We start from the raw sequence: 12,164 nt of genomic DNA, 5'->3' as shown, positions 1-12,164 counted from the left end.
TACACCGTTCGAAAGCCGCTACAGTATTTATTGAAGCAGATTTACCCAACCCCCAACAGCCCCTCGGCCAGCGTCCGGTCGTTGCTGAGGCGGGGCACTTTGTTCTGGCCGCCGAGCTTGCCCTGGCTTTTCATGTAGCGCTGGAATGCCCCGGCCGGCAGCGGCGTGAGCTGCAGCGGGGCTAGGATATGGCCGCGCAGCAGGTCGTCGTAGTACACGTTGCGCTGACGCAGGCTGGCATCGAGGGCGGCGGCGAAGGCGGCGGCATCGTGGGGCGGGCGGGCGAATTCTATGAGCCACTGATGGCGGGAGGGTACGGCGGGGTCGTCGCTGACCTGGGGGGCTACCGTAAATTCCACCACCTCCACCTCGGGGTGCTGGCGCATGGCTTCGCGCAGGGTCTGCTCTACTTCTTCGGCAATAACATGTTCGCCGAAGGCCGACAGGAAGTGCTTGATGCGGCCCGTCACCACCACCCGAAACGGGTACTTGCTCACGAAGCGCACCGTGTCGCCGAGGGAGTAGCCCCAGAGGCCAGCGTTGCTGCTGAGTACCATGGCGTACTGGCGGTCCAGCTCTACCTCGGCCAGGGTGCACCGGGGCGGGCTTTTCTCAAAAAACCGCTCGGCCGGCACAAATTCGTAGTAGATGCCTGCGTCCAGCAACAGCAGCAGGCCAGGGTTGCCGGGCTCATCCTGGAAGGCCAGAAAGCCCTCGGAGGCCGGAAACAGCTCCACGCTGTCCACGGGCCGCCCGATGGTTTCCAGCAGCTTTTTGCGGTAGGGCTCAAAGTTTACGCCACCGTACACGAATAGGTCGAACTCGGGGAACACCTCCCCCACCGGCCGACCGGTACGCTGCACGATGCGGTCAAAATACATCTGCACCCAGGGCGGAATCCCCGAAATCAGCGTCATGCGCTCCGGCAGGGTTTCGTCCACAATCCGGTCGAGCTTGGTTTCCCAGTCCTCGATGACGTTGGTGGCGTAGCTGGGCAACTGGTTGCGGCGCATGTAGGCCGGCACGTGGTGGTTCACAATGCCCGAGAGCCGGCCCGTGTGGATGCCGCCCACCGTTTCCAACTCCGGACTGCCCGACAAAAACATCAGCTTACCATCCAGAAACCGACTTTTACCAGTGCGGTGCACGTAATGCAGCAGCGCATCCCGGGCCCCGTTGATGTGGTTGGGAATACTGTCCTTGGTTAAGGGAATGTACTTGGCCCCGGAGGTGGTGCCCGAGGTTTTGGCCAGATACAGCGGCTTGTCCGGCCAGAGCACGTCGGCTTCCCCAGCCTTTACCCGCTCAAACCACGGCTTTAGGGCCTCGTAGTCGCGCACGGGCACCTGCCAGGCAAAATCCTGGGCCGTACGTACGCCGCCCAGGTGGTGGGCCTGCCCGAAGGCGGTACCGGCCCCACGCTCCAGCAGCCCGCGCAGCACCCGCTGCTGGGTTCCGATGGGGTCATGTTGCCACCGGGCGTACTGCCGGGCAATGTAGGTGGCCAGCGGCCGGCTCAGGGTAGATTTCAGCCCCATGAATGGCGAAGTTGTGAAAGGTGAAATGGTGAGAAGAACAACAGCATCTTCTCAGCCGGCGTCATTCAAAGGTACACTTCCGGCCATTTCCCACCAGAAGCGCCAAGCTCATCCTTTGCAGCTTGTCTTGCGTACTGCCTTCACAACTTCACCTTTCACACCATCACCCATGATCAACCAACGTGGCACGGCCGTCTGGAACGGCGACATTAAAGGCAGCGGCGAAATTTCCACCCAGAGCGGCACTGTAAAGGCACCTTACTCCGTGGGTGCGCGGTTCGAGGGCCAGAAAGGCACGAACCCCGAGGAGTTGATTGGCGCGGCCCACGCCGGCTGCTACACGATGTTCCTGAACAGCATTCTGAGTAAGGACGGCAAAGCCGTAAAACACCTGCACACCGAATCGAAAGTAACGCTGGATACCTCCGGCGACGTGCCGAAAGTGGTCAAAATCAGCCTCAGCACCGAAGGCGAAGTAGAAGGTATTTCGCAGGAAGAATTCCAGCAATACGCCGAGAAGGCCAAGGAAAACTGCCCCATTTCGGTGCTGCTGAAAGCTGTGCCAGAAATGGAGCTGGCCTCGGCCAAGCTGAAGTAATCAGTTGCCAGTTGTGAGTTGCCAGTTGCCGGTTCAGTCTAGAAAACCAGTAACTGGCAACCGGCAACTCACAACTCATAACCGGCAACTGCTTACTTTTGCGGGCTACAGCGACTTTTTGCCTTTTATGCATCCTGATTCTACCCGCATTCGTCTTCAACCCGCCAACACGCAGCGCATCCCATTTTGGGGGCAGCTTTTTCTAGGCCTGCTCTGGATAGCCTACACGGTGGCCCTTATCGTTACGGGTGCAGGCGCCAGCGACTTCCAGTTTCTGCATATCCTGTTTCTGCTGTTCAGTCTGGTGTATGTAGGCTACGTGCTGGTACACAACGCTCCTATTTTTGGTACCCAGAGCTACCTGGAGTTTACGCCCGCCTACATCGTGCACAAAGACGGCCTGTTCCGCCCCAAGCAGGCCTTCCCGGCCGAGGACATTGCCGCACTCGAACTGGCTCCCCAGCAGCTGCGCATGCAGTTGAAAGAGGGCGGCTCCTACTCCCTGAGCCTGCGCCAGGTGAAAGGAGCCAAGCGCAAGCGCATTATGCGCGAGCAGGTACGCGCCTTTGCCGCCAAGCACGGCATTGCTCTGCGCGACGCCCAATAGAGAGGTAAGACTACAAGCAGTGAGAGGTGAGACTTTCGTTCTGGCAAAGCGCCATATGAACGAAGGTCTCACCTCTCACTGCTTGTAGTCGCAGGTCTTTTCCTACTTACCCGCAAATTTCTTGCGCAGCTCCACAATGGTACTGCGGAACGACTTGTCAGAATCAATTAGGTCCGACACGGTCTGCACGGAGTGAATCACGGTGCTATGGTCGCGGCCCCCGAAGTGGTGGCCGATGCTTTTCAGGGAGTGAGTGGTGTGCTCCTTGGCGAAGTACATAGCCACCTGCCGGGCCGTTACCACTTCCTTCTTGCGGGTTTTAGCCTTCAGCAGCTCCAACGATACCCCGAAATACTCGGCGCAGGTTTTCTGGATGAAATCCAGGTTCACCTCGGCCTCCACCTCTTCAATGATGTGGCGCAGCGCCTGCTTGGCCATTTCCAGGTCAATCTCGCGGCGGTTGAGGCTGGATTGGGCCACCAGGGAAATCAGCACGCCTTCCAGTTCCCGCACGTTGGTATTCACCGAGTGAGCCAGGTATTCCACCACCTGCGGCGGAATATCGATGCCATCCTGCTGCATCTTGTTCTGGATGATGGCCATGCGCGTCTCGAAGTCGGGGCTTTGCAGGTCGGCGGTGAGGCCCCACTTAAAGCGCGACAACAAACGGTCTTCCAGCCCTACCAAATCCCGCGGGGGGCGGTCGGAGGTCATCACAATCTGCTTGCCAGCCTGGTGCAGGTGGTTGAAGATGTGGAAGAACATTTCCTGGGTCTTGTCCTTGCCCGACAGGAACTGCACGTCGTCCAGAATCAGAATATCCACCAACAGGTAAAAGTTGGCAAAGTCCTGCACCTGGTTGGAGCGCAGGCTTTCGATAAACTGGTTCGTGAACTTCTCGGCCGACACGTACAGCACGAACTTGTCGGTGTTGGTGGCCTTGATGTGGTTGCCGATGGCCTGCACCAGGTGGGTTTTGCCCAGCCCCACCCCACCATAAATCATCAGCGGGTTAAAGCTGGTGGTACCCGGCTTGTTGGCCACGGCAAGGCCGGCCGAGCGGGCCAGGCGGTTACAGTCGCCCTCAATGTAGTTCTCGAAGGTATAGGTGGTATTCAGCTGCGACTTCAGGTAGTCGCGCTCAATGGTTTTGCTGGCCTCGAAGGGGTTGCGCAGGGTGGGCGGAGCCGGAGCCGGCGATACGGCTGCGGCGGCTACGTTGCGGGCCGAAGCCGTAAGGGCGCTGGCTGCCATAGCCGTAGCGGCCGGCGTAGCCGAAGCAGCCGGGCCGGCTACCTTGCGGGCGGTGGGCAGGTTCAGGGTGCGCGGCTTCTGCTGGGCGTTGCCCTGATCCACCACAATGCTGTATTCCAGCCGGCCTTCGGGGCCCAACTCCTGATGAATTGCGCGCTTCAGCTCCTCTACGTAATGCTCCTCCAGGAACTCGTAGAAGTACGTGCTGGGCACCTGAATCAGCAAAATGTTATTGTGCAGCTGCACCGGCACGATGGGCTGAAACCACGTGCGGAAGCTCTGCTCACCAATCGTTGCCTTAATGACACGAAGACAGTTGGCCCATACGGTTCGACAATCTTTGAGCATCAATCAGATAGGGCAAAAGCAACAGGTGCGCAGGTGAGGGAATAAGCAGCCGGTAACGTGCCGAAACAGGCGCGTTTTTCTAAGGGGGAGACAAAAATGTGGAAAACTCCTGAGACAAAAAAAACTTCTGACCCTTGCATTTTTCACGCTTTTACCACTTGTCACTGCAAACCGGGCCGGAGTTTTCTTCAACGGTTTTTTTGCAGGTACAGGTATTTTTTACCGGAATAACGCACCAGTAAAAAAAGCGGCAGGCTCTGGCCTGGCAGCCGAAGCCACAAAGCCGGAGCCTACTGCATCATGGTGGCTGTGGCCTACGCCTCGCGAATGGGCATTACGGCCGTAGCGGCTACCGTGGGGCGACGGGTGCCGTGCTCAAACGCGTAATCGAGGCGGCCCAGGTTAATGCCGGACCAGCCCACCTGATTAATGAGGGTAGCCTGCCCGTTGGGGCTGGCAATGGGCTCCGGCTTCTCCATAAAGGTGTGCGTGTGCCCGCCCAGAATCAAATCGATGCCGCTTACCTGCGCGGCCAGTTTCCGGTCGTCCAGCTTGGCGCTTTCGTATTTGTAGCCCAGGTGCGAAAGGCAGATAACCAAGTCGCACTTCTCGGCCCCGCGCAGCTTGGTTACCATGTCCTTGGCTACGGCCACAGGGTCGAGGTACTTGGTGGCCCCGAAGTTTTTATCGGCAACCAGCCCGGCCAGTTCAATGCCCAGCCCAAATACCCCGATGCGGATACCCTGCTTTTCGAACACCTTGTACGGCTGAAACTTGCCGGCCAGAACGGTATCCGTGAAGTCGTAGTTGGCAATGAGGAAGGGGAACGTGGCGTTGGGCAGCTGTTTCTGCAGGCCTTCCAGGCCGTTATCGAAGTCGTGGTTGCCGAGGGTGCTGGCATCATAGGCCATCTGGCTCATGAGCTTGTACTCCAGCTCGCCCTGGAAGAAGTTAAAGTACGGGGTACCCTGCCAGATGTCGCCGGAGTCGAGCAACAGCACGTTGGGCTCCTGCTTCCGGATTTGCTCGATGAGCGTGGCGCGCCGGGCCATCCCGCCCATGCCGGCCCACTGGGCGGCATTATCGGGGAAGGGCTCGATGCGGGAGTGCATATCGTTGGTGTGCAGAATGGTGAGGCGGACGGCTTTTTTATCGGCCGCGGCGGCGGGTACGGCAGCCGCACCCAGCAGCCCCAGCGAAGCGGCCCCCAGGCCGGAGTATTTCAGAAATTCGCGACGGTCCACGGTTGGAATGTGCTGAATGTGATAGAATGTGGAAAATGTAAAAAATCAGGATTGGGGACTAAGCGAAGACGTTATCACGAAATTTCATTTCGCACATTCCTCCTCATTCCCCGCACATTTCTCACATTAAATTTTCACCCGGCCTTCTACTTTGGCCTCAATGGGCTTGCCCTGCTTGGTTTGCTCCTGAATGTACTCGGCAATGGCGGAGCGCAGCAGTACCCCGGTACCCCGGGGCTTGATGGCCTTGAAGAACACCATGTTGTCGCCCCCGCCGGCCAGATAATCGGAAATGGCAATAGTATAAGTGCGGCTGGCGTCAAAAGGCTGGCTGTTGATGAGAATATTCTGCGGCTTGCCATCAGCGGCCACCGTGTAGGTAGCTCCTGAAACGGCCATTTTGATGCGGGCCGCGTAGTCAAACAGCTGCTGCACCACGGCGCCGGGAGCATCCAGTACCACCAGCTCATTCTCGAAGGGCATCAGCTCAAACACCGAGCCCATGGTAACGGCACCGGCCGGCAGCGGAGCCCGCAGCCCCCCGTTCGACATCACGCCCAGATCAACCGGCTTGCCCAGCTCCCGGCTGGCGCGCACCCGCTGAATATCGCCCACGTAGTTGGCCAGGGGCGACTCGCCGCTGTTCTTGGTAATGGCTACCGGTGCCTGCCCCAGTACGGCGGTCATCTGCTCGGTTACGCGCTGGCGGTAGGGCGCAATGGTAGCGGCGGCCTGGGCATTATCGGCAATGGATTTGCCCACGGGCTGGGCAGTAACAGGAGCCAACTGGGCTTTCGGCAGATAAGCACCACGCTGACAGGCCGGAGCCAGCGCCACCGTTGCCAACAGGCCCAGCGCAGCTACGCGGGAACGAAGAAACTGCATGAATTCAGGAAAAGAAGGACAGCAAACCGTAAAGATACGGCAGCGGGGCGGGAGTTGAAACGCTGACCCCACGAAGGCCGCAGGCCCCGGCCGGGCCGATACATGTATACAACGTATCGGTCCGACCGGGACCTGCGCGGAAGTAAGGTGCTTACCTACTGACCGAACGTGTATCCAGCCAGCACTGAGAGCCCACGCGAGTTGGAGATAATGCCCGCGGCGGAAGAAGTACTGTCGAGCTTATCCAGCCGGCCTTCCAGGTTAATGCTGCCTTTAGAGCCCGTTGGAATAGTAACCCCAACTCCAAACAAGCCGCCAATGTTGTAGGACTTCAAATCTATGGCAGTGATGGTTCGGTTGGAGGAGAAGCGAGGCAGATAATCTGATTTCTCCGCCTTGTTCTTGATGTTCTGCTTGGCCACAAATCCGGCTTGCACATACGGCCGGACGATGCCCTTCGTGAGACTATACCGTAGCAACAGAGGCAAACCAACAGAGGCAATATCCACTTTCAACGTGCGCTCATAGCCAGGGCCCAGCGGCCCCACACCATCATAGGTAGTGGTATATTTCTGCTGGGTAAACCACAGTTCTGCCAGCAGCGAAAGATGAGGATTGAAGCTGGCGGGCTTCAGGTTTAGCGCTACGCCAAACGAGGGCAACACATCGGAGGTAAGATCAAAATACTGTCTGTCGTCCTTATAGGTGACATTGGCCCGGTAGCCCCCCACAAAAGCGCTAACCCGAACCTTATTGGTTTGCTTGCGAATAACGTTTTGCGGGCCGCCAACACAGGTATTGTAGGCGGTAACCGTTTTCACCAGGCGCGACTCTTGGAGCTCTAAACGAGTTAAGGAAGTTTGCACTGTCGGGCAGTCTGCCATAATCTGCCACAGCACATTGCGGAACGGATAAACCCGGGTGCTGACCTTATTTTCAGCCTGAGTTTGCGGATTGATCTGCAATACAATTGTATCGCGCTGTACCAACGGCTGTAGCAACGGTGCGCTGGCTGTTTGGGCGTAATATTGCTTGCTCTCGTTTTCGTTGGTGTACCGTAGCAAGGTGAGCTTCCCATCGGCCAGCACCTGCATAAATACCGGCGTATGCGCAGCAACTGGCAGAACGGATGCCCGGTACGTACCGCCAGCATCAAGGCCATAACCCCTGATTTCGGTCGGTCTGTATTCGGTGGCCCCCGCCTGGGCAGAAGCCCGGAACCGACACAGCGTTGCACCCCGCAGCTCACCCCGTGAGTCTACCTCACCCCGTAGCGTGTCGCCACTCAGGGGCAATACATAACCCGGTTGAAAATTAGTTTGAGCTGCTGCCGAAGCAGTTACTGCCAGCAATGGCAGCAAAAGCAAGATTTTTTTCATGAATACACGAATGATAGAAGCCACTCTAATGCAGAGTTTTCTCCAAAAAGGCTGCAAAGGTAAGGTTGAAGCCGCTCATTACAAGCACCGATTCTAAAGCAGCATTCCAATCCTGAACCGGTATCTTTAGCCCGCCTCCAAAGGCATCCGTTTCCCACCCCCACCCCGCCGTATTATGGCCGATTCGCCGCGCCCTGCGCCTGTTTCGTTTTCTGAGTTTGACGCCTTGTCCACCGCCCAGTGGCAGGAGCGCATCACCCGCGACCTGAAAGGTAAAGACCCCGCCACCCTTACCTGGATGACGCCGGATGGATTTGCCGTGCAGCCCTTCTACCACCGGGAAGCCCTGCAGGCGCTGGGCGGCGCACCAGCTTCGCAGGCCCGGCCGACCACGTACTGGCGCAACGTACCTACGTATTCCGTTCCGGCCCTGGAGCGCGGGCACCACACCATTCAGCGGGCCGCAGCGGCGTTGCAGCGTGGGGCCGAGGGCGCACATTTTGTGCTGGGCCTCGCCGAAGGCTTCGATATAGATTTCCTGCATCAGCACATGCCCCTGCCGGCTACGTACGTGGGCTATACAGTCCGGAGCGGTGCCTTGGGGCTGCTGCAGCGGCTGGCGGCTCTGCAGGCCGCTCCCCAGGGCTTTCTGGTTTCCGACCCCGTTACCCGGCACGCCCCCGATCTGGCGGCGCAACTGGAGGAGGTGCGGGCAACCGTGCAGCTGGCCCGTAACTGGCCCAAGTTTAAAGCCCTGGGGCTGGACATGGCCTATTATGGTAACCGGGGCGCCACGGCCACCCAGCAGATTGCCTTCGCCCTGAGCACGGCCGCCTACTACCTGAGTGAGCTGCCTACCGCCGACCTTTCGGTGGCTGAGGTGGCGGCAGCGCTGCACGTGCATGTGGCCGTGGGCCCGAACTATTTCTTTGAAATTGCCAAGCTCCGGGCGCTGCGGAAGCTGTGGGCTACTTTGCTGCACGCCTACGGCCTGCCCGCTGAAGCCGCGCAGCAGCTCACCATTTTCGCCAGCACGGCCACCTGGAGCCAGACCACTCTCGACCCGCACACCAACCTGCTACGCACTACCACGGAGGCCATGAGCGCCGTGCTGGGTGGAGCCGATGCCATCAGTGTAGGCACTTTCGACGGGCTGTTTCATGCTCCCAATGAGTTTGCGGAGCGCCTGGCCCGCAACCTGCCGGTGCTGCTGCGCGAGGAAGCCTACCTCGACCGGGTGCAGGACCCCGCCGCCGGCTCCTATTACGTGGAAACCCTCACCGACCAGCTGGCCCGGGAGGCCTGGAACCTGTTTCAGCAGATTGAAGCGGCCGGTGGCCTGCCCGCCGCTACCAGCTTTGTAATGCAGGAGCTGCACGCCTCCGCCCAGGCCCAGTTCCGGCGCATTGCCAATGGTGAGCAAGTGGTTATCGGCACCAACAAATTCCACAACCCCAACGAGAAGTTCGACTACAACCCCAAGCGCCTGCTGAGGAGCCGGGACTTCGACAGCACCCGCGCCACCTACCCCGCCGAGGTGCTGCGGCTGGCCACGGCCCTGCACTTTGAGCGCCGGGAGAAAAAGAAAAAACGGGCGGCGCTGGTGCTATTGGGCACGCACACCAACCAGATTATTCTGGAGTCCTTTCTGCGCACGTTGCCGGAGCAGGAGCGTGCCGAGCTGCATAAGGCTCACCCGGAGGGCACGTTATCCGTGCTGTTTTCCTCGGCGGAGGAGGCTACGCTCATGTACGCCACGCCCGAGCAGTTCGGCCGCCTGGCCCGGGCCATCAGCCACGTTCCCATCGACGAGCCCAACTTCATTCCGCCCTCCCTGCTCACCGCCGACCTGGCTACGCTGCAGGAAGCCACGCATATTTTCGGGCTGAAGGAATTTACGGTACAAGGCTACAGCACCGAGGCCGTACTGGCCCGTTTGCAGGGAAAAAAGTAGTTGTCAGTTGCTGGTTGTCAGTTGTCAGGAAGCCGTTCTTCTTTCACCCCTGACCACCGGCCGCCAGCTCTTCTAACAACTGACAACCAACAACTATCAACTGAATATGAAGCCCGACTTCTCAACTATAGCGTACGACGCGGCTCAACTGCCCGCGCCGGCCACCGAGCCCACCGAAACTTCCACGCCCGAAGGCATTGCGCTGAAGCAGTTTTACACGGCCCAGGATGTACAGCACCTCGACCACCTCGGCTTCGGGGCGGGGCAGGCTCCTTATCTGCGCGGTCCGTACAGCACCATGTACGTGCAGAACCCCTGGACCATCCGGCAGTACGCGGGTTTCAGCACGGCTGAGGAATCCAACGCCTTTTACCGCCGCAACCTGGCAGGCGGGCAGAAGGGCCTCTCAGTGGCCTTTGACCTGGCTACCCACCGGGGCTACGACTCCGACCACCCGCGCGTGGTGGGCGACGTGGGCAAGGCCGGCGTGGCCATCGACTCGGTAGAGGACATGAAGGTGCTGTTTGACCAGATTCCGCTGGACCAGATGTCGGTGAGCATGACCATGAACGGGGCGGTGCTGCCCATTCTGGCGTTCTACATTGTGGCGGCCGAGGAACAGGGTGTGAGCCCCGATAAGCTGGCGGGCACCATTCAGAACGACATTCTGAAGGAGTTCATGGTGCGCAACACCTACATCTACCCGCCCCAGCCGAGCATGCGCATCATTGCGGATATCTTCAGCTTCACGGCCCAGAAGATGCCCAAGTTCAACAGCATCAGCATCTCGGGCTACCACATGCAGGAGGCCGGGGCCACCGCCGACCTGGAGCTGGCCTACACCCTGGCCGACGGACTGGAATACGTGCGGGCCGGGCTGGCGGCGGGCATGAAGATTGACGACTTCGCCCCCCGCCTGTCGTTCTTCTGGGCCATTGGCATGAACCACTTCATGGAAATTGCCAAGCTGCGCGCCGGCCGGTTGCTCTGGGCCAAGCTTATCAAGCAATTCGAGCCCCAGAACTCCAAAAGCCTGGCTTTACGCACCCACTGCCAGACCTCGGGCTACTCGCTCACCGAGCAGGACCCCTTCAACAACGTGGCCCGCACCGCCATTGAGGCTATGGCCGCGGCCCTGGGCGGCACCCAGAGCCTGCACACCAACGCCCTCGACGAGGCCATTGCCCTGCCCACCGACTTCTCGGCCCGGATTGCCCGCAACACCCAGCTGTACCTGCAGCACGAAACGGACATTACCCGCGTGGTGGACCCCTGGGGCGGCTCCTACTACGTGGAAACCCTCACCCACGAGCTGGCCGACAAAGCCTGGGCCCTGATTCAGGAAGTGGAGGAGCTGGGCGGCATGGCCAAGGCCATTGAAACCGGCCTGCCCAAAATGCGCATCGAGGAAGCCGCCGCCCGCAAGCAGGCCCGCATCGACTCGGGCAAGGAAACGGTGGTGGGCGTGAACAAGTACCGCGTAAACGAGGCCACCGATATTGAGGTGCTTGACATCGACAACGCCGCCGTGCGCGAGTCGCAGATTGCGCGCCTGAACACCATCAAAGCCTCCCGCGACACGGCCGCCGTGCAACAGGCCCTGGAGGCCCTCACGGAAGCGGCCCGCACCGGCAACGAAAACCTGCTGGCCCTGGCCGTAGATGCGGCTCGACTGCGGGCTACGCTGGGCGAAATTTCGGATGCGCTGGAGAAAGTGTACGGCCGCCACCAAGCCACTATTCGGGCTATTTCGGGCGTGTATTCCCAGGAAATGAATTACGACGAGGAGTTTGCCAAGGCCCGCCAGCAGGCCGATGAGTTTGCCCAGCGCGAAGGCCGCCGCCCCCGCATGATGGTAGCCAAAATGGGCCAGGACGGCCACGACCGGGGCTCCAAAGTAATTGCCACCAGCTTCGCCGACGTGGGCTTCGACGTGGACATTGCGCCCCTGTTCCAGACGCCCGCCGAGGTAGCCCGCCAAGCCGCCGAAAACGACGTGCACGTGGTGGGCGTGAGCAGCCTCGCCGCCGGCCACAAAACCCTGATTCCGCAGCTACTCCAGGAGCTGCAGCAGCTCGGCCGCGAGGATATCCTCGTCATTGCCGGTGGCGTCATCCCCGCCCAGGATTACCAGTTCCTCTACGATGCCGGCGTGGCCGGCGTGTACGGCCCCGGGACGGTTATTGCCGTAGCCGCGCAGGAGATTTTGGGAAAGTTGGGGGAGTAAATCTATATAGCGGATTCATGAACGGTATACATGATAGCCGCAATGGTTGAACCAGGCTTTGGCGTCCTTGCTGGAAATCCAGTCCACGGCCGTTTGGATAGCCGCCTCCACTGCTTCACGGGTACGGGCC

The 12,164-nt window shown here is 59.8% G+C and carries 9 protein-coding genes; 4 read left to right on the top strand and 5 right to left on the bottom strand.

All coding sequences use genetic code 11. The features are described from left to right. Positions 1-41: 41 nt before the first annotated feature. Positions 42-1,538 carry a GH3 auxin-responsive promoter family protein gene (locus EI291_RS13720; RefSeq protein ID WP_125420848.1) on the bottom strand — a complete coding sequence of 499 codons (1,497 nt, stop codon included), beginning with the start codon at positions 1,536-1,538 and terminating at the stop codon, positions 42-44. Positions 1,539-1,707: 169 nt separating this feature from the next. Between EI291_RS13720 and EI291_RS13715 the strand changes: the two genes are divergently transcribed. Continuing rightward, positions 1,708-2,136: an OsmC family peroxiredoxin gene (locus EI291_RS13715; protein ID WP_125420846.1), complete on the top strand. Its 429-nt coding sequence runs from the start codon at positions 1,708-1,710 to the stop codon at positions 2,134-2,136. Positions 2,137-2,263: 127 nt separating this feature from the next. Beyond that, the gene (locus EI291_RS13710) at positions 2,264-2,743 is read left to right on the top strand and encodes a hypothetical protein (protein ID WP_125420845.1); all 480 of its coding nucleotides are present in this window, start codon (positions 2,264-2,266) and stop codon (positions 2,741-2,743) included. A gap of 102 nt (positions 2,744-2,845) precedes the next feature. On the opposite strand, the gene dnaA is transcribed toward EI291_RS13710, so the two are convergent. From dnaA to EI291_RS13690, 4 genes are all read right to left on the bottom strand, one after another. Beyond that, positions 2,846-4,345 carry a chromosomal replication initiator protein DnaA gene (gene dnaA, locus EI291_RS13705; RefSeq protein WP_125420843.1) on the bottom strand — a complete coding sequence of 500 codons (1,500 nt, stop codon included), beginning with the start codon at positions 4,343-4,345 and terminating at the stop codon, positions 2,846-2,848. A gap of 314 nt (positions 4,346-4,659) precedes the next feature. Then, complete coding sequence (locus tag EI291_RS13700) at positions 4,660-5,589, bottom strand: bifunctional metallophosphatase/5'-nucleotidase (RefSeq protein ID WP_125420841.1); 930 nt, start codon at positions 5,587-5,589, stop codon at positions 4,660-4,662. Between the two features lie 126 nt (positions 5,590-5,715). After that, complete coding sequence (locus EI291_RS13695; RefSeq protein WP_125420839.1) at positions 5,716-6,474, bottom strand: 5'-nucleotidase C-terminal domain-containing protein; 759 nt, start codon at positions 6,472-6,474, stop codon at positions 5,716-5,718. Between the two features lie 155 nt (positions 6,475-6,629). Further along, positions 6,630-7,853 (bottom strand): porin family protein, encoded by a 1,224-nt coding sequence (locus tag EI291_RS13690; protein ID WP_148103411.1) that lies wholly within the window; start codon positions 7,851-7,853, stop codon positions 6,630-6,632. 175 nt (positions 7,854-8,028) lie between these two features. Here EI291_RS13690 and EI291_RS13685 point away from each other — a divergent pair, with 175 nt between their 5' ends. Next, complete coding sequence (locus EI291_RS13685; protein WP_125420835.1) at positions 8,029-9,807, top strand: methylmalonyl-CoA mutase family protein; 1,779 nt, start codon at positions 8,029-8,031, stop codon at positions 9,805-9,807. 106 nt (positions 9,808-9,913) lie between these two features. After that, entirely contained in the window at positions 9,914-12,034 is a 2,121-nt protein-coding gene (gene scpA, locus EI291_RS13680) for a methylmalonyl-CoA mutase (protein ID WP_125420833.1), read from the top strand. Positions 12,035-12,164: the final 130 nt, after the last annotated feature.

Origin of the sequence: Hymenobacter rigui, assembly GCF_003944715.1 — a bacterium.
GTDB classification, from domain to species: domain Bacteria; phylum Bacteroidota; class Bacteroidia; order Cytophagales; family Hymenobacteraceae; genus Hymenobacter; species Hymenobacter rigui.
Note: the sequence above shows the minus strand (reverse complement) of the source record. Positions and strands in the feature narration are given on the sequence as shown.